Consider the following 19,863-nt stretch of genomic DNA (forward strand, 5'->3'; position numbering starts at 1 on the left):
TTGAAGATTATTCAACTGCTAATTTCAGAAATTTCATTCCAAAGGCACCGAATTTATTATTTTATTAAAACAATTTTATTCCCGAAGATTGTAATTTATCTACATATTTTGTATATAAATAATGATTTTTTATTTTTTCTTCATTCAACTGATCCATTTTCTCAACTTCGAAAATATTTGATTTCTCATATTTTAATATGTAATTTCTTGACCCGTAAAAGTACCATGTATAGCCGCTATATTCATTTTGAATTACTTCATCGCAATGGAGCGTCAAAAAATGTTTATCATTTAAAACATCAATCATTTTAAAGAACCCTTCGCTCAACTGATAGCTTTTCGTTGAAAAATGATATTCCGGTTCTACAACCTTGTTTGTATCCAATACATGTATTCTTTGAAATTCCCAATCGATCGCTAACTCAACTGTACTTATTTCATCTAATATATTTAAGCCTCTATATTCCAGCTCCGTAAAATTGTCCAATCTACTTTCTCCTTTATATAATTAGGTTTGAAGCTATTTAACATGTAAAAAGGGTAACCCGTATTTTAGGTTACCCAACTATTATAAAGTATTTATTGTTGAACTCGTGTAATTTTTACATCTTTTAATATGTCATTAATGACCCAACTTGCTGCAATTAACCCAGCAACGGAAGGAACAAAGGCATTGGATGAAGGTGGCATTTTAGCTTTTCGTATTTGGGCATTAGGATTTCCTACCTCTTCAACCACATCAGGACGAACAACAATAGGTGATTCATCTGAGAAAACAACCATGACTCCTTTATGAATTCCTTCTTTACGAAGCTTTGTACGAATTACTTTAGCTAACGGATCTGTATGGGTTTTTGAAATGTCGGCAATTTTAAATCGAGTTGGATCCATTTTATTTGCAGCACCCATGCTAGAAATGATTGGAATGTTTCGTTTTAAACATTCTTTCATTAAATGGATTTTATACATTACTGTATCTGATGCATCAATAACATAGTCAATTCCTTGTTCGAAAAATTTTTCATAAGTATCTTCTGTATAGAACATATGCATATCGATTACTTCACAATCAGGATTGATGTCTGCAATTCGTTCTTTCATAATGTGAGATTTAGATTTTCCAACTGTAGAAAGGTACGCTACTAATTGGCGATTTATATTTGTAATATCGACATTATCTTTATCAACTAAAATAATACGTCCGACTCCACTGCGGGCGCATGCCTCTGCAGCAAAAGAACCTACACCACCGATTCCTAATATGGCAACTGTTGTATTGTTTAATTTTTCAAGTCCTTCTTTTCCAATCGCAAGTTCGTTTCTTGAAAACTGATGTAACATATTTTATGCCTCTCAATCTATATTTTACTAATCGGAATTATAACATATAGCCCATTATACTGTAAATTTGTATCGAAACAATCAAAAGTATACGAAAAAGAGATACGCACAAAAATAAAGAGGCTGGGACAAAACCCTCCTCTAAATAAAAAAAGCCGGTGAAATTTTACGAAAAGTAAAATTTCACCGGCTTTGAATTTTTTACAATAAAATAAGGACCTCTTCTGATAAAATTAAGTTACCACACAAAACCATATCGAAAGAAGGATCCTTATGTTTAAAGATTATAACATGAATCAACTCATTTTGCCTTTAGATTTAGAAGTAAAATTACAAAATAATGATATTGCTTTCCATATCCATCATCTAGTTGAAAGTATCCCTCATGAAGCGTTCGAACCATTTCTACGAAATGAGGGGTGTCCTGCCTATCATCCACGTATGATGCTTAAAATTATCTTATGTGCCTATACACAATCTATCTTCTCAGGACGGAAAATTGAAGCCCTATTAAAAGACAGTATCCGAATGATGTGGCTAGCCCAAGGATATGAACCAAGCTACCGTACAATCAACCGATTCCGTATTCAACCAGAAGTGAAAGATTTAATTCGTCAATGTTTCGTTCAATTCCGTTGCCAATTGATTGAAGAAAAGCTTATTGATCAAGAAGCGATTTTTATCGATGGTACAAAAATTGAAGCAAATGCGAATAAATTTACGTTTGTTTGGAAGAAAACCATTGAAAAATATCACCAAAATTTAATTGAAAAGTCAAACCAGCTATACAATGAGCTACTAGAGAGTGAAATCATACCTGAAATTCAACGTGAAAGCGATAAACAGTTATCATTGGAAGAACTCGCTCAATTAGTTCAAAAAGTGGACGATGTCGTAACTGAATATGATAAACAAATTGAAACATCATCAGATGTTCTAGAACGAAAAGCCTTAAGAAATAAACGTAAATACCCGAAACAATTACGCAAGCAGTTGATTGATTTTGTCCTACGTAAACAAAAATACGAAAGAGACTTTGAAATCTTTGGTACACGCAATAGCTATTCTAAGACAGATTCAGATGCGACGTTTATGCGAATGAAAGATGATTATATGCAAAACGGACAATTAAAAGCTGGATATAATGTACAAATCGCAACGGAAGGTCAATATACGCTTGCCTATAGTATATATACAAATCCAACAGATACACGTACGTTAATTCCATTTCTAGATGAGATTGAGCAACATTATTTTGAGTTACCAAAACACATTGTTGCAGATGCAGGTTACGGTAGTGAACAAAACTTTCATGATATCCTTTCGAATAGAAAACGAGAAGCACTTATTACGTATAGTATGTATTTGAAAGAACAAAAGAAAAAGTATAAACAAAACATATTTAATCCCGATAACTGGACGTATGATGAAGAAACCGATACATATACATGTCCTAATCAAAAACGTCTTGAATTTCAATATTATTCTGTCCGTAATGACCACACAGGCTTCCAACGGAAGCTCAAAATTTACGAGTGTGAAGACTGTTCGGGATGCCCATTCCGTTCATCGTGTACCAAAGCTAAAGAAGGCAACAATCGAAAATTAATGGTAAATGAAAAATGGGAACAGCAAAAAGAATATGTAAGAGCGAAGCTTTCAGAAGAGAAAACAAGTGCCATTTATCGAAGACGCAAAATCGATGTGGAACCAGTTTTTGGATTCTTGAAGGCTAATTTGCGTTTCACTCGATTTTCTGTACGAGGAAAATCGAAGGTAGAAAACGAAATGGGCCTCGCGTTAATGGCTGTGAATTTAAGAAAATTCACGGCCATTAACTAAAGAAAAAAAGAATTTACACACCAAAATAGAGAAAGGTGAATTTGAGTTTCCTCAAATTCACCTTTCTCACTATTTGAAGCTAGTTATGTCCCAGCCTCTTTAATAGAATCCTAAACATACCGTAAGCAAGTAACATCGTTTTGAACCCGCTTCCCTTGCAGGTGGGTACCCTCTTCATCCCTTTAAACTTCCCTCGGCCAGTTGCAGGGCTTGTTTGCCAAGATAAAATATGGGTTCCCGACGATTGATTGTTCGGTCAAAAGAGTTGAAAAGCAATTACAAGTAAATTAGGATTCTTGTTATTATTATATTAACAACAATTATCTGAATTTTCAATATTAAAATATAAAATATTAAAATTTTTTTAAATCAATCCGTTTTAAACCATTTTTACTAGATATATTTCATTACTTATCGATAATAAAAAACAAAAACACAAGAATGTATAAAACATTCTTGCGTAAACGTAAAGTCAATTTATTTTTCTTCTTTCTTTGTAACTGTTAAGCTAAGTTCTTCTAATTGGGCAGTAGAAACTTCGCTTGGTGCTGATGTTAATAAACAGCTCGCTGTTGCCGTTTTCGGGAATGCGATCGTATCACGTAAATTTGTACGACCTGCAAGTAACATAACGAATCGATCTAATCCAAAGGCAAGGCCACCATGTGGCGGAACTCCATATTCAAACGCTTCTAATAAGAAACCAAATTGTTCTTGGGCTTCTTCTTGACTAAATCCTAAAAGTTTAAACATTTTTTCTTGAAGATCACGTTCGTAAATTCGTAAAGAGCCTCCACCTAACTCGTAGCCATTTAATACGATGTCATATGCTTGGGCACGAACTTCTGAAGGGTTCGTATCCATTTTTTCAATATCTTCATCAAATGGACGAGTGAATGGATGATGAGCAGCTGTATAACGACCTGCTTCTTCATCATATTCTAACAACGGCCAATCAGTAACCCATAAAAATGCATATTGGGATTCATCGATTAAGCCTAATTCTTTTCCTAATTTATTTCTTAGAGCACCTAAAGCAGCCGCAACAATGGAAGATTGATCCGCTACAAATAATAATAAGTCTCCTGCTTCCGCATTCGTTGCTGTCATTAAGTTTTCAGCCGTTTCGCCTTCAAAGAATTTAGCAATTGGACCCGATAATCCTCCTTCTGTCACTTTCAACCATGCTAATCCTTTTGCACCATAAATGGCAACAAATTCTGCTAATGCATCAATATCTTTACGTGAATAATTATCTGCTTTTCCTTTGACGTTGATTGCTTTTACTTCACCGCCAGATTCCACAGCAGAAGCGAATACTTTAAAGGATGTATTTCGAACAATTTCAGAAAGTTGAACTAATTCTAAACCAAATCGAACATCCGGCTTATCAGAACCGTAACGATCCATTGCTTCTTTGTATGTCATACGTTGGAATGGAAGGGAAACATCCACCCCTTTAGCTTCTTTCATCACCGTTTGAATTAAACGTTCATTCATTTCAATGATTTCATCCATTGACATAAAGGAAGTTTCAATATCGACTTGCGTAAACTCTGGCTGACGGTCAGCTCTCAAATCTTCATCTCGGAAACAACGGGCAATTTGGAAATATTTTTCGAATCCAGATACCATTAATAATTGTTTAAAAAGTTGTGGTGATTGGGGTAATGCATAAAATTCCCCTTCATGTACTCGTGATGGTACTAAATAATCTCGAGCACCCTCTGGTGTTGATTTTGTTAAAATCGGTGTTTCCACTTCAAGGAAGCCTTCTGTTTGTAAAAAGTTACGTATAGAACGGGTAATATCTGAACGTAATTTAAATGTGTTATACATAACTGGACGACGTAAATCTAAATAACGATATTTTAGGCGCACATCTTCTCCAATTTCTTCTTTATCATCTATGGCAAATGGTGGAGTTTTCGCTTCATTGATAATGTTAATAGACGATGCGACAATTTCAATTTTACCTGTTCGTAAATTTGGGTTAATTTGTTTTTCATCACGAAGAACAACGCTACCTTCGATTTCAACAACATATTCATTACGAATCGTCTCTGCGACAGCTAATGCATCCTTTGCTTCATCTCCAAAAACGACTTGAACAATCCCTGTTCTATCACGTACATCAACGAAAATTAGACCACCTAGGTCACGGCGTTTTTGTACCCAACCTTTTAAAATAACCTTTTCTCCTTGATGTTGTTCATTTATTTCGCCACATGCATGCGTTCTTTGCGCCATGATCTTTTCCTCCAATTTATGATTAAAAGAATTATTTATTTTCAAGTAAATAGTTAACTAGATCGTGGAATGGAATTTTTTCTTGATTTCCTGTTTCCATTTCTTTTACGTTTACAGCCCCTTCTTCCATCTCCGTATCCCCAAGGACAATCACAAATTTAGCACCAAGGCGATCGGCAGATTTCATTTGGGCTTTCATTTTACGATCGACATAATCCATATCAGCAGAAATTCCTTTTGCTCGGAAAGAACTAATTAATTCAGCTGATTTTAATTTTGCTTCGTCACCGATAGCAACGACATATAGATCAAGGCCATCTTCCACATCGAGTTTAATTCCTTCTGCTTCTAGGGCTAAAAGTAGACGTTCGATTGACATGGCAAAACCGATTCCAGGAACATCCGGTCCTCCAATATCTTCAACTAATCCGTTATAACGGCCTCCACCACAAAGAGTTGTAATGGCACCAAAACCATCTGCTGTACTCATAATTTCAAAAGCAGTGTGATTGTAGTAATCTAGTCCGCGAACTAAATTCGGGTCTACTTCATAAGCAATACCAAGTACTTCTAAATACTTTTTCACTTGATCAAAGTATTTGGCAGAGGATTCCGTTAAGTAATCTGTTAAAGCAGGTGCTGTTTTCATTAACGGGTGATCATGATCCTTTTTACAATCCAAAATACGGAGTGGATTTTTTGCTAAACGGTTTTGACAATCGGAACAAAACTCCCCAATACTTGGTTCAAAGTGTTGAATTAACGCTGTTCTATGAGCATCTCTCGTTTCCTTGTCCCCAAGGGAGTTTATGACTAATTTTAAGTCTTTTAATCCTACTGTTTGATAAATATCCATCGCAAGGGAAATGACTTCCGCATCGATTGCCGGATCAGCACTTCCAATTGCCTCTACACCAAATTGGACGAATTGACGGTAACGACCGGCCTGCTGACGTTCATAACGAAACATTGGACCCATATAAGAAAGCTTGACAGGCTGATCTGGATTACCGAACATTTTATGTTCTACATAAGAACGAACAGCAGAGGCAGTACCTTCAGGGCGAAGGGTTAATGAACGTCCTCCCCGATCTTCAAATGTATACATTTCTTTTTGAACGATATCGGTTGTATCTCCTACACCCCGTTGAAATAATTCCGTTTGTTCAAAAATTGGTGTACGAATTTCTTTATAACGGTAGACGCGACTTAATTCACGTAAAACGGATTCAACTTTTTGCCATTTGGCAGTTTGCTCTGGCAAAATATCTTGCGTCCCTCTAGGTACTTTAAATGACATTTTCATTCTCCTTTCTAAACTAAAAAAAGCCCCCGTCCCTTGCCTACGCAAGGGACGAAAGCTTGAAATGACTTCCGCGGTTCCACCCTAGTTGATGCACGATGATGTGCACCCTCCTCATTACGGATAACGGCCGTTTCCGTTTTTCCCTACTAAACAAATAACTTTGTTTTTCGAGAAAAAGCCTCTCAAGTGTTTTTCACATCTACATGTAGTAGGAAAGATTTCAGCCCACGTCTCTCCCTCTCTTGTCTACAGAGGTAATTGCTACTTTCTTGGTCAATGGCAATGTTACTGTTTTTACATTATCTCTAATCTTAAGTAAGTCATAACATATTGTCAACTATTTTCAAAAAACAGTGGATTTTAGTACATAGTTGATTTTAAAATGAAAAGAGTAAATATGGTTATGCATCTCCTTACAAAATTATGAATGAACAGGAGGGATTAGATGAAACGAAAGGGAATCAATTGTTTTTTGGCCTTCATCTTAATCTGTTCATTGCTGTTTCCTTATACATATGAGACACATGCATTTGCATCAGATGAAGATACACCGGATTTAATTGTTTCTGCGGAAATTTTATATTTAAGAGAAGGTCCTGGACTATCCTATCCAATTTTAGAAACATTAAAACAAGGTGAAGAGCTAACCTTTATTGAAGAGCAAGATGATTGGTATCACGTTAAAGTGAACAATGTTGAAGGGTGGGTTGCCTCATGGTTAACTTCCACTCCAAAAAATTCTGAAACGGAACAACCTGCTAGTACCGTCATATCCCAAGTAGATCATTTGAATATACGGGCAGAGGCGTCGATTTCATCCCCAGTATTAAACCAATTAAACGTAGGTGATGAAGCGGAAGTTTTAGCAACTGAAAATGATTGGGTAAAAATTTCTTATAACGGAACTGTCGGCTGGGTTTCATCAGAATATGTAACAAAGAATAAAAAGCATACAACTGAACAATCGGAAAGCGTAAAAGATGAAACTTCGTCAACTAAATCTGCGAAAACAAGCGCTGAAGTAAATCCTAAACTATTTACAATTGCCGTAGATGCAGTGAATGTACGTAAAAAACCAGACTTATCTTCCAAAAAAATCGGTACTGCAAAAAAGAACGAACAATATGAAGTACTTGATCGGGAAAATAATTGGGTTAAAATTCAACACGGTAAAGAAAAAGGCTGGGTTTATAGTTTTTACGGACATTTTCAAGAAATTGAAAAAATTCCTACGGCTGCAACATCAGACACACCTTCTACTGACCAAAGTACCGTAACGATTATTTATAATGGTACAAACCTTCGTGAGGTACCTTCTACTTCATCCAATGTAGTCCTTCGTGCAAATGCGGGAGAGAAATATCCTATACTCTCCACAAAGGATGATTGGTACGAGGTAGAGTTGGACAAGAACACTTCTGCCTATGTAGCAAATTGGGTTGTATCAGTAGATGAAGAGGTGGCTATTTCTGAAGATACAACTCAGCAGCAGGAACCTAAAGAACAACGAAAAAAAGGAACGTTAAAGGGTGTTCAAATTGTTATTGATCCAGGTCACGGTGGTAATGATAGAGGAACAACTGGAGTAAGTGGAACTGAAGAAAAGGATATTAACTTAAAGACGGTGGAATTACTTACATCCAAATTACGTTCCGCTGGCGCAGATGTTATATTAACACGTGAGTCAGATATATATGTTGATTTACGTAAACGGGTATCCATTTCCCATCAAAACGGGGCAGATGCTTTTATTAGTATTCATTATGACGCGACAGAAGATAGCTCTATTTCTGGTTTTACAACATACTACACGAATAGTTACCAACAGGAGTTAGCAGAATATGTTCATAATGGTCTATCAGAAAAGGTAACCATACGAGATCGTGGTGTTCAACCTGGAAATTATTTAGTTACTCGTGAAAATAAACAACCGGCCATTTTAATCGAATTAGGCTACTTAAGTAATCCAAGTGAAGAGCGAATCGTGACAACGGATTATTATCGCGAACAGGCGACTTTAGGAATTTACCAAGGGATATTAGATTATTTTGATGCACAACTAGAAAATTAAAAGAGTTGCTCATTTTGAGCAACTCTTTTTTATCCTATTATTCTTTTGGCTTTGATTCAACAATTACTGTAACAGGTCCGTCATTAATTAGTGCAACATCCATCATTGCACCAAAAATACCTGTTTCAACGTGAAGGCCAAAAGCTTTAAGCTCTTCGTTAAATGATTCCCACAAAGGTAAGGCGGCTTCAGGTCTTGCTGCCTCTATAAAACTCGGTCTTCTACCCTTTCGAGTATCCCCGTATAAAGTAAACTGGGAAACAGATAAAATATCGCCACCATGTTCAACAATGGAACGATTCATTTTACCTTGATCATCTTCCCATAGCCTAATTTCCGCCACTTTCTTTGCCACATAGCGTACATCTTCTAACGTGTCAGTATGGGTTAATCCAACTAATAATACATATCCTGAATCGATAGCACCAGTTACTTTACCATCAACCGTAACCGATGCTTGTTTACTTCTTTGAATAACTACTCTCATTCATTAAACCTCGTCTACTAATTAATGACCCGTTGAACGGAATATATATCTGGTAATTGTTTAATTCTTTCTACTACTTTGTGTAATCCTGAAAGATTTGAAATCGCAATTGTTAAATGAATCGTTGCAATTTTATCGTGATCTGCCCGCCCAGAAACAGCTAAAATATTTGTTTTCGCCTCACTAACTGCATGCATTACATCGTTTAATATACCAGGGCGGTCAAAGGCAGACACTTCAATATCTACAGGATATTCTTTTCGTACTTGCGCTTGACTATGCTCCCACTCGACCTCAATTAAGCGATCCATATTGTCCCCTTCTTGTATATTCGGACAATCTGAACGATGGACAGAAACACCTCGACCTTTTGTAATAAAACCAACGATTTCGTCTCCAGGTACAGGCGTACAACAACGGGATAAGCGAATTAATAGATTATCAATGCCTTTCACGATAACACCTGATTCGGTTTTACGTTTTTTCGTAGAAGGATTTTGCATTTCCTTTACGATTTTTTCTAAGGCTTCTTCCTGTTCCCGCTCTTTGCGTTTCTTTTCAGCGAGTCGGTTGACAATTTGTTGAGCGGTAATTCCACCTACACCAACAGCAGCATACAAATCTTCTTCATTTGTATAATTTAATTTATCTAAGACACGTTTTACATTTTCGGCAGAAAGTACTTCTTTAATATCGAAATCTTGGGATTTAATCTCTTTTTCAATGAGATCTTTTCCTTTCACGATATTATCTTCCCGTAAATGTTTCTTAAAGAATTGTTTGATTTTATTTTTTGCTTGGGAACTTTGGGCGATTTTCAACCAGTCTCTACTTGGTCCAAAGGATTGTTTCGACGTTAAAATTTCAATTATATCCCCTGTTTTTAACGGCGTATCTAACGGAACCATTTTACCGTTTACTTTTGCTCCAATTGTACGGTTTCCGACCTCTGAATGGACTCGGTAAGCAAAGTCGATTGGAACAGAACCAGACGGTAGTTCAATGACTTCCCCTTTTGGTGTAAAGACGTAAACCATATCTGAGAACAAATCAAATTTTAAAGACTCCATAAATTCCTCAGCGTTTGACGATTCATTTTGGAACTCTAAAATTTCACGGAACCAAGTTAACTTTTGGTCAATACTTTCCTTATTGGAAACAGATTTTCCTTCTTTATAAGCCCAGTGAGCCGCGATCCCGTATTCTGCAATTTGGTGCATATCACGCGTTCGAATTTGTACTTCCAACGGATCACCATAAGGACCGATAACGGTTGTATGAAGGGACTGGTATAAGTTTTGCTTCGGCATAGCAATATAATCTTTAAATCTTCCTGGCATCGGTTTCCATAGTGTATGTACGATTCCAAGTACTGCATAGCAATCTTTAATGCTATCTACTATAACCCGTACAGCCAGTAAATCATATATTTCATTAAATTGTTTATTTTGCAAAACCATTTTTCGATAAATACTATAAATATGTTTCGGTCGGCCGGATATTTCAGCTTCTATTTCGACATCAGTCAGTTGGGATCTCACTTCATCCATAACATTTTCTAAATACGCTTCTCGTTCAACGCGTTTTCTTTTCATCAAGCTGACGATTCGATAATATTGCTGTGGGTTTAAATAACGTAAAGCTGTGTCTTCTAACTCCCATTTAACCTTTGAAATTCCTAAGCGATGAGCAAGTGGTGCAAAAATTTCTAACGTTTCATTGGAAATACGTCTTTGTTTTTCAGCGGATAAATGTTTCAACGTTCGCATATTATGAAGACGGTCAGCAAGTTTAATTAAAATAACGCGGATGTCCTGAGCCATCGCAACAAACATTTTTCGATGGTTTTCTGCCTGTTGCTCTTTTTTCGACAAATATTTAATTTTCCCGAGCTTTGTTACGCCATCAACTAACATCGCTACTTCTTCATTAAATTCATTTACTAAATCATCCCGTGTAACAGAAGTATCCTCTACGACATCATGAAGAAAACCTGCAGCAACTGTTTCTGGGTCCATTTGGAGCTCAGCTAAAATCCCTGCAACTTGTATAGGATGAATAATATATGGTTCCCCTGAACTACGAAGCTGTTCTTTATGGGCTTCATTTGCTACTTCATAGGCTTTCTTTACGAAGGCAACATGTTCATCGTTCATATATGTTTTGACGAGCGCGAATACATCTTCGGGCGTCAAAATTTGCTCTTTCGCCATTAGTTGTCCACCTTGCTAAAAAATTTTCAAATTTAATATATAATCTTAATTGTATAAAAAATATGTACAAAAAGTAAAGATAACTACATAAATCATTTCAGAAATACGACAAATTCGAACATTTTTCGAACATTATTTTACTTTTAATAAAACCTTATTTCAATTATTTTATTACGAATCCAAAAATTGGTGAGCAGCTAATAATCGAATGAAAAAAGGAAATATCCCGAATGTAAACGGAATATTTCCTTGAAATGATTAATATTCAATTAACGTCTTGATTGGGTAATTGCCGATTTTGTCACGACCATTTAAGTCTTTTAATTCAATAATAAATGCACAACCAGCTACAACGCCGCCTAATTTTTCGATTAATTGAATCGTTGCATCTACTGTGCCGCCAGTTGCTAATAAATCATCCACGATTAATGCTTTTTGTCCCGGTTTAATCGCATCTTTATGCATTGTTAAAACGTCTTGTCCATATTCTAATCCGTATTCAACACGTACGACTTCACGTGGAAGTTTTCCTTCTTTACGTACCGGTGCAAATCCGATTTCAAGAGCATAGGCAACCGGGCACCCGATAATAAATCCGCGCGCTTCAGGTCCTACAATCACTTCTGCCCCTACTTCTTTTGCAAACTCAACAATTTTGTCGGCAGCAAATTTAAATGCTGGTCCATTATCCATAATTGTTGTAATATCCTTAAAACTAATGCCTTCTTTCGGCCAGTTTTCTACAGTTGTTACGTATTGCTTTAAATCCATTATTAATTTGTCCTCCTTAGGAATAAAGATATTCCTTCATTCGTTCGTTAAACCATTGTTTTAATTCTAAATATGGTGCATACAAAAGCTTTTGTTCTATTTCAATTTGTTTCACTCTTTTTTTATAGCTTGTCGCTTCTGAAAGAGAACGCTTTGGCGCATTTATATTTACAGTCGTCAGACCATTTTCTATTGTAACAAAACCTAGCTCAAAAAACACGTTTGTCATAAATTTAATTATTTCCAAATTCAATCCAATATGTTGAGATAACCGTTCCATATGAATGGACAAATTAAATCCTGGACGTTTTTTCAAGAAGGAGTAATACCAGCCAAACTGCTCTCGGGTCGGCATTCCATTAAAAAATTTCGATTCCGGTGTGTAGAAAACCGCATAAATTCTCTTTGGCTGTGCTTGTTGAATATATTTTTCAAGCAATTCCATACTTGGTGGTAAATCTAACAAAACCACATAAGATGAATGATGGTTGAATACAGATTGCTCCGTTATAAAATGAATATCGCTATTCCCTAAATCTTGATTGAAATGTTCAACCGTTTTTTGATTAAAGGCAATAAAGGTACAATTTTGTTGCGGAAGAGTATGAATCCATTTTTGTACTTGGTTTTTCCCACGATAATCAAACAGCTGCCATTCCTTCGTTTGAACATCCGAAATCATCAATTGAGGCTTTTTATTTCCTTGCCATTCATTAATTTGTAAATCCCCAACAAAGGATAACTTTACACCATACGTAATTTCATCATAAAGATGACCTTTACCGAAGCCAATAGCATCAATTGTACCATAGGCATCCTCTAGCTCCATTTTTAAATGATTTTCACCTGAACCAATTTTTTTCATCGAACGTACTTGTACATTTTGTAGTGCATAGATCGGTTTTGCAAAACCTGTTCCAAAGGGCCCAAGCTTTTTAATTTCTTCAACGGACTCAACCGTTACTTCACTTAACTCTACAGGTACATCGATCTTTAATTTCGGTGTTAACATATCGGCTGTTAATACTTCTTCCGCTTGTTTATGAAGACGTTTACGTAATTCATCGACATGTTCAAGGGCAAAGGTCATTCCTGCTGCCATCGGGTGACCACCAAAATGGGGCAAGATTTCGCGGTTTTTCGCTAACTCTTGATATAAGTGGAAACCTTCAATACTACGACCAGAACCTTTCGCCGTCCCTTTGATCGGATCTAATGATAAAACGATAGTCGGACGATAATATTTTTCCACTAATCGGGAAGCTACAATTCCAATAACACCTGGATTCCAACCTTCTTTAGCTACTACGAGGACTAAAGAACTCGATATGTTTGGATCCTTTTCAATCATGTGAATCGCTTCTTCCGTTATAGATTGGACGATTTCTTTACGCTCCACATTTTTCTTATTTAAAAGTTTTGCCCCTTCTGCTGCATCCAAATCATTTTCACTCATTAAAAATGTTACACCCGGATCAGCATCACCTAAACGTCCAATCGCATTTAGACGAGGTCCGAAATAAAACCCAATGGAATCTTCGTCAATCTCATGCTGTTTCACACTCGTTACTTCACAAAGGGCGCGTACCCATGGATTGTAAGATGTTCTTAAATGTTTTATACCTTGTTGCACAATATAACGGTTTTCTCCTACGAGAGGTACTAAATCAGCTACAGTTCCAATAGCTACATATTCATATAAATGCTCTGGTACTTCCCCATATAGTGCATGGGCTAATTTAAAGGCAACTCCTACTCCTGCTAACTCACCGAAAGGATAATGACCTTCAGGAACACGGGGATGTATGATGACATCCGCAGGTGGTAGCACATCTCCAGCCTCGTGATGATCTGTAACGATCACGTCCATTCCAAGCTCTTTTGCAATACGAATCGGTTCTATCCCGCTAATCCCATTATCGACTGTAATAATTAATTGTACACCGTTCTCGTATGCCTTGTGGAAGAGCTCCTCATTTGGACCATATCCGTGGTCAAATCGGTTTGGAATACAAAAGTCTACATCCGCTCCTAAATCCAATAAAACATTCATCATAACGGTCGTACTCGTGATCCCATCGGCGTCGTAATCGCCATAGATTAATATTTTCTCCCCATTATGTAAAGCCTTCTCTATACGCTCTACAGCTTCTTTCATACCGTTTAATAAATATGGACTATGTAATTGACTTTCATCCATTTGCAACAAGGATTTTGCTTCCTGAACAGATGTATAACCCCGTGCAATTAATATTTTTGCTGCAATGGATGAAATATTTAATTCCTTTTGTAATTCATTTATGTTTTCTTCATTCGGTTGTTCAACAATCCATTTCTTCGTTGATTCGATCATTTTGTCACATCCTCAATTTTTCATTATACCGAAAATGGAACGCTTCTACTAATCTTTAAAAATAGATAAATTGAGAAATATTACAAAGGGATAGTATAAATCATCGATTATGTTCAAAAGAAAAAAGTGTAGACAAAGTCGAACATGACTTTATCCACACTTTATTCACTTTCTCTATTAAACAACAGGCTCGTCTGAACCCCATTGCTTTTTCTCTTTTTTCTCCACAACTGTACCTTTTTTGTCCATTTGGCGACACTTTAATGTATACCAAATTTGTGCGGCAATACAGATTGAAGAATACATCCCTGTAACTAATCCAATTAATAGCGCTATGGAGAAGTTTTGAATAGCAGGTGCTCCAAAGATTAACAATGCTACTACGACAATAATCACTGTTAATACTGTGTTTACTGAACGGGACATCGTTTGACGAAGAGACTTATTAACAATATCCGCCAATTCTTCTTTCGTTTTAATAACACCTTTTCGATCAACGTTTTCACGAATCCGGTCAAAGGTAACGATTGTATCGTTAATCGAATAACCGACGATAGTTAAAACGGCAGCTATAAAGGTAATATCTACTTCCAAACGGAAAACACTAAAGATGGCAACCATAAAGAATACATCATGTACTAATGAAGCAATAGCTCCTAATCCCATTCTCCATTCGAATCGGAATGCGACATAAATAATAATTCCGATGGCAGCAATAACAAGGGCATAAATAGCGTTTTTCACAAGCTCTTGTCCTACTGTAGGAGATACAGTGCTTACATTTGGCTCATGTCCATAATCTTCTAATACTTCCGATTTAAAAGTTAAGATCTCTTTTTGAGATAAGTCATCTTTATAAGTGATAACAGCCGTATTTTGTTCTTCACCAGAGATGACGATATCTTCCGATGGGAACCCAATTTCATCGATATAATCTTTTATTTCATCTTGATTGACTTGCTCATCCGCCATAATCTCTACCCGTGTACCACTAGAGAAATCGATACCTAAGTCTAATCTAAATATACTTATTATGACTACACCAACTAATAAGATAATGATCGATAAACTGTAGAATTTTTTACGGTTATGAACAAAGTCAAATCGATCAAAATTTGTTGATAAATCTAAAGTAGATACCCCTTCAGATGCATCATGAATTTTCTTTTTACGAACTCCGTAAAAGAATGGACTGTTGAAATAACCACTTTTAATAAGTAGACCGATTAACATTCGAGATAACCAAACGGCAGTCACGAAACTTAAAACTATTGTAATCATTAAAGTAGTCGCAAACCCTTTAACTGAACTATTACCAAAGAAAAATAATACAGCAGCTGCAAGTAAAGTTGTTAACTGGGCATCAATAATCGCTGTTAACGATTGTTTAGAACCTAATTGATATGCCTCTTGAATCGTTTTCCCTACTCGAAGTTCTTCCTTAATACGTTCCGCAGTTAATATGTTCGCATCCACTGCCATCCCGATACCGAGTACTAATGCTGCGATACCCGGTAACGTTAATACGGCATTAATAGCGTTAAATACAACTAATACTAAGTAAGTAAAGACTACTAGAGTGATAATGGATACAAATCCAGGTAATCGATAATACAACAACATGAAAATAAAGATTAAGACTACCCCAACAACACTAGCAAATACTGTACTTTTTAACGCTTCTTCACCAAATTGTGCACCAACGGATGTTGAATATTTTTCAGTTAATTTTACCGGTAAAGCTCCCGCATTTAAAACACTAGCTAAATCCTTCGTCTCTTGAACGGTAAAATTACCACTAATCATTACGTCTGTTGTATTTAAAACTTGATCAACTGAAGCGGCAGAAACAAATTTCGGATCTTCCTTCTGTACTTCTTTTGCGTATGAATCGACACCTTCTTCAAAGTCCATCCATACAACTAATAAGTTTTCGCCCACCGGCATTTCCGATATTTTTTTCGTCACCTCAGCGAACTTCGATGCATCTTTTAATGTAAGCGTAACGATTGGACGATTTTGCTGATCAAAGGAAGCTGCTGCACCCCCTTCTTTTAAATCCGTACCATCTAATAATAAATTGTCATGAATATCTCGGAAGGTTAAATTCGCTGTAGAAGACAACAATTCACGAGCCGAAGATTGGTCATCAACCCCTGCCAATTGAACACGTATACGATTGTCTCCTTCAACTTGAATGCTCGGTTCACTAACACCGAATTGGTCAATACGATTCGATAGAGCGGTTGTCGTATCTGTAAGGATGCTTTGTGTTATTTTTTCACCATTTAGTGGTTCTACTTCATATAAAACCTCAAACCCACCTTGTAAATCTAAGCCGAGTTTTACATCTTTTAAAATCCCTTGTACCGTCGTACCAATCCCAGCTAATAATACAACTACAACGAGTACAAAAGTAAAAATACGGCTTTTTTGCTTCATTTTTAAGTCCTCCTCAATTGTGTTTACATAAACGTAAACACAAAAAACGCAACTACGTTTTTGTCAAAGTGATTAATGCTTTTTATTTCGTTTTACAACTGGCCAAACTAGTCTATGTACCAAACATATTATGAGACACCTTTGTCCAACTGTCAAACCAATGCCATGGGTTTACTGCTCTTCGTTCGTACTTTTTGATTTTAATAGTTCTTGCAACTCTTCTTGACTTACGTCACTAAACCAATTGGCGGAATGAAATTGTTGAATTTGAAAATGACTAACAATTTCCGAAGGTTTAATCCCGTATATCGTTTCTACTATTTCATATACGCGTAGATCTTCTATTTTTTGTTTTCTCCATTTTTTTTGAATACAAAAATTCCAAAGATCTTCTAACGAAATACCATCATATTCATAATACTTAATCTCTTCCACTTTGCTTTGTAATACCGGTAAAACTTGTTTGTATAGCTGTTCGAACTGAATCATGACAATCCCCCCAACCAGTAGTTTTAACTAACGACCACTAAGCATACAAATATTGTATCTGAAATTTCTTGAAATGAGAAGGGATTGAATGAATGGGTTCATTTGTTAAGGGAACATTGTTTTTGACCGTTGTTATTTTTTTGTCTAAAATGTTCGGATTTGTATATAGAATGCAGTTCATGCGGATTGCGGGAGAAGAAGCCGTAGGGATTTACATGACCGCCTATCCGGCCTTTATATTCTTTATTTCCATCTTACAGTTAGGAATTCCTTTAGCGGTTGCTAAAGTCGTAGCCGAACTTCATGCAAAACGAAAAGATGGACAACTTAAATCGGTTATGACAACTGCCACAAGATGGTCAATTCTTTCCATTATTATCTTCACCCCATTACTTTATTTATTTATACCATATTTAGCTGGGACACTTTTACATAATGATGGGACGAAATTGACATTATATGTTGCCCTTGGTGCTGTGCCAATTGTTGTTTTCTCTGGGTTGTTTAGGGGATATCTTCAAGGGATCGCCGTTATTTCGGCAACGGCTTGGTCACAAATGCTTGAACAAATTATTCGAATTTCACTCATTACTTTTTTGTTACCATTTTTCGTTACTCCAGAAAATCCAGCGTTAACTGCTACTTATGCGATGGGTATTACAGCGGTTGGAGAAGTATTTTCTTTAGTTTATTTGTACATTCATTACAGATTAAAGAAAAAAAAGCCGAAGAAAACCGATTCAACAAAAGCGTATCCTGCATTACCATTATTACGGATAGCTGTTCCTTCGGCAGGTAGTCGATTATTTGGCACTTTTACATGGTTTTTAGAACCAATTGTATTTTTAAAAGCGTTAACCGTTTCAGGATTAACGGCTGCTGGCGCTACAACATTGTACGGTGTTATTTCAGGGGTCCATGTTCCTTTACTACTATTTCCGTCATTTATCCCGAATGCCCTTGCGATTGTATTAATCCCAGCTGTTAGCGACGCTGTTGCAAGAAGTAATTATAATTTGTTAAATGAACGGATTGGTATTTCATTACGTTTATCATCCCTTATTGGCTGTTATGCAGCTACTTATTTCTTTATACATGGGGATGAACTAGCGATGAAACTATTCCATCTTGAAGAAAATCGTGGATTTATGAGAATATTAGCTCCAATTTTTTATTTTTACTACATTCAAAGTCCATTGCAATCCATTTTACAAGCCGTGGATGAAGCACGACCGGCTATGATGAACTCCATTTACGGCGGACTCGCTAAATTGTTTGTTATGTTTGTACTAGCCTCTCAACCATTTATTCGAGAGTTTGGAGCTATTATCGCCATAGGGTTTGGTGTATTAATTACTTCCTTCCTACATATGGCAACACTACGTGGACATAAAATGATTAGTGCAGGTTTTAGATTCTTCGCTGTCCCTTATGGAATCTTTATTTTAACAAGTTTTATTCAAACGTATTTAATTTCTAATTCTTCCTTCGATTTTTGGACAAATAGTGCGCTAACTTTAATCATCCTTACGTTGTTATTAATTTTAACGAATCAAATTAAAATAAGTGATTTTAAATATTTAACTTCGATCATTTCCCGTCGTCTTTAATTGAACGTGAATTTTGTCATTTTCATAACAACAGTAAAAAACATTATCAATTTTTTCATAACCGGCTTCCTTTAACTTTTCCAGAAGCCATGAACGTTCTTTTTTCATTAATTTCAAATGTTTTTCCACAATATAACCATCAACAACAAGGGGTAAAATAAGTGGATCTTCATTTTTTAGAAATATCGATAATTTACCCGATGGTTCTAAAAATGCATAATCAATACTTTGAATGGATGGGACTCCTTCTTCACGCATTTGTTGAAACAGGTCATCTAAATTATACCGTTGTTTTTTCATCTCTTCTTGATTAATAACCCCTTTTTCAACAATAAGGGAAGGATCTCCATCTATTAAATCACGGACATTTTTATTTTTTAATGTCATGAGTGAATTGATATATTGAATGACAAATAAAATGATAATGGGAAGTATGTTTTGAAAAATAGGTTTGTCAACATCTTCTAATGCAAAGGCGACACATTCAGCAATTAATATAAAGACGACTAAGTCCATTATACTTAGTTCGCCTACTTCCCTTTTGCCCATCATACGGAAAACAATTAATATGAAAATATATAAAAACACGGTTCTTAAAATGATTTCCCCATACATTTCCATTTTTCACACACCCTCCTTTCCCCATTGTGAGCACAAAGGAGGGTTACTATTCATGAATTTGTATATT

General features: G+C 36.1%; 14 protein-coding genes, 1 other RNA gene and 1 other annotated feature. Of the genes, 3 read left to right on the forward strand and 12 right to left on the reverse strand.

Annotation, left to right across the window (positions count from 1 at the left end; translation table 11 throughout):
• Nucleotides 1-64 precede the first annotated feature (64 nt).
• Nucleotides 65-487, reverse strand: a complete 423-nt coding sequence (locus MHH69_RS11400) for a hypothetical protein (protein ID WP_341362370.1) — start codon at nucleotides 485-487, stop codon at nucleotides 65-67.
• Between the two features lie 92 nt (nucleotides 488-579).
• Nucleotides 580-1,341 (reverse strand): tRNA threonylcarbamoyladenosine dehydratase, encoded by a 762-nt coding sequence (locus tag MHH69_RS11405; protein ID WP_122971413.1) that lies wholly within the window; start codon nucleotides 1,339-1,341, stop codon nucleotides 580-582.
• A 273-nt stretch (nucleotides 1,342-1,614) separates the two neighbouring features.
• Between MHH69_RS11405 and MHH69_RS11410 the strand changes: the two genes are divergently transcribed.
• Nucleotides 1,615-3,183: an IS1182 family transposase gene (locus tag MHH69_RS11410; protein ID WP_341361490.1), complete on the forward strand. Its 1,569-nt coding sequence runs from the start codon at nucleotides 1,615-1,617 to the stop codon at nucleotides 3,181-3,183.
• Between the two features lie 103 nt (nucleotides 3,184-3,286).
• On the opposite strand, the gene ssrS is transcribed toward MHH69_RS11410, so the two are convergent.
• The 3 genes from ssrS to hisS form a co-directional block, all read right to left on the reverse strand.
• Nucleotides 3,287-3,480, reverse strand: a non-coding RNA gene (ssrS, locus tag MHH69_RS11415) — 6S RNA.
• Nucleotides 3,481-3,660: 180 nt separating this feature from the next.
• Nucleotides 3,661-5,433 (reverse strand): aspartate--tRNA ligase, encoded by a 1,773-nt coding sequence (gene aspS / locus MHH69_RS11420; RefSeq protein ID WP_341362371.1) that lies wholly within the window; start codon nucleotides 5,431-5,433, stop codon nucleotides 3,661-3,663.
• A gap of 31 nt (nucleotides 5,434-5,464) precedes the next feature.
• Nucleotides 5,465-6,733, reverse strand: coding sequence for a histidine--tRNA ligase (gene hisS / locus MHH69_RS11425; RefSeq protein WP_341362372.1), 1,269 nt, complete (start codon nucleotides 6,731-6,733; stop codon nucleotides 5,465-5,467).
• A gap of 47 nt (nucleotides 6,734-6,780) precedes the next feature.
• Nucleotides 6,781-7,025: a binding site (T-box leader), on the reverse strand.
• Between the two features lie 159 nt (nucleotides 7,026-7,184).
• Here hisS and MHH69_RS11430 point away from each other — a divergent pair.
• Entirely contained in the window at nucleotides 7,185-8,810 is a 1,626-nt protein-coding gene (locus MHH69_RS11430) for an SH3 domain-containing protein (protein WP_341362373.1), read from the forward strand.
• A gap of 37 nt (nucleotides 8,811-8,847) precedes the next feature.
• Here the strand turns inward: MHH69_RS11430 and dtd are convergent, their stop codons facing one another.
• From dtd to MHH69_RS11460, 6 genes are all read right to left on the reverse strand, one after another.
• Complete coding sequence (gene dtd, locus MHH69_RS11435) at nucleotides 8,848-9,297, reverse strand: D-aminoacyl-tRNA deacylase (protein WP_341362374.1); 450 nt, start codon at nucleotides 9,295-9,297, stop codon at nucleotides 8,848-8,850.
• A 17-nt stretch (nucleotides 9,298-9,314) separates the two neighbouring features.
• Nucleotides 9,315-11,510, reverse strand: coding sequence for a RelA/SpoT family protein (locus MHH69_RS11440; protein ID WP_341362375.1), 2,196 nt, complete (start codon nucleotides 11,508-11,510; stop codon nucleotides 9,315-9,317).
• A 258-nt stretch (nucleotides 11,511-11,768) separates the two neighbouring features.
• The gene (locus MHH69_RS11445) at nucleotides 11,769-12,281 is read right to left on the reverse strand and encodes an adenine phosphoribosyltransferase (RefSeq protein WP_122973227.1); all 513 of its coding nucleotides are present in this window, start codon (nucleotides 12,279-12,281) and stop codon (nucleotides 11,769-11,771) included.
• A 16-nt stretch (nucleotides 12,282-12,297) separates the two neighbouring features.
• Entirely contained in the window at nucleotides 12,298-14,634 is a 2,337-nt protein-coding gene (gene recJ / locus MHH69_RS11450) for a single-stranded-DNA-specific exonuclease RecJ (RefSeq protein ID WP_341362376.1), read from the reverse strand.
• A gap of 177 nt (nucleotides 14,635-14,811) precedes the next feature.
• The gene (gene secDF, locus MHH69_RS11455; RefSeq protein WP_341362377.1) at nucleotides 14,812-17,076 is read right to left on the reverse strand and encodes a protein translocase subunit SecDF; all 2,265 of its coding nucleotides are present in this window, start codon (nucleotides 17,074-17,076) and stop codon (nucleotides 14,812-14,814) included.
• 171 nt (nucleotides 17,077-17,247) lie between these two features.
• Nucleotides 17,248-17,565, reverse strand: a complete 318-nt coding sequence (locus MHH69_RS11460; protein ID WP_122973224.1) for a post-transcriptional regulator — start codon at nucleotides 17,563-17,565, stop codon at nucleotides 17,248-17,250.
• Nucleotides 17,566-17,657: 92 nt separating this feature from the next.
• Here MHH69_RS11460 and MHH69_RS11465 point away from each other — a divergent pair, with 92 nt between their 5' ends.
• Nucleotides 17,658-19,175 (forward strand): putative polysaccharide biosynthesis protein, encoded by a 1,518-nt coding sequence (locus tag MHH69_RS11465; protein WP_122973223.1) that lies wholly within the window; start codon nucleotides 17,658-17,660, stop codon nucleotides 19,173-19,175.
• On the opposite strand, the gene MHH69_RS11470 is transcribed toward MHH69_RS11465, so the two are convergent.
• Complete coding sequence (locus MHH69_RS11470) at nucleotides 19,146-19,796, reverse strand: DUF421 domain-containing protein (RefSeq protein ID WP_341362378.1); 651 nt, start codon at nucleotides 19,794-19,796, stop codon at nucleotides 19,146-19,148. The genes MHH69_RS11465 and MHH69_RS11470 overlap by 30 nt on opposite strands.
• Nucleotides 19,797-19,863 lie beyond the last annotated feature (67 nt).

The organism is Ureibacillus sp. FSL E2-3493 (assembly GCF_038077515.1).
Taxonomy (GTDB): Bacteria; Bacillota; Bacilli; order Bacillales_A; family Planococcaceae; genus Ureibacillus; species Ureibacillus halotolerans.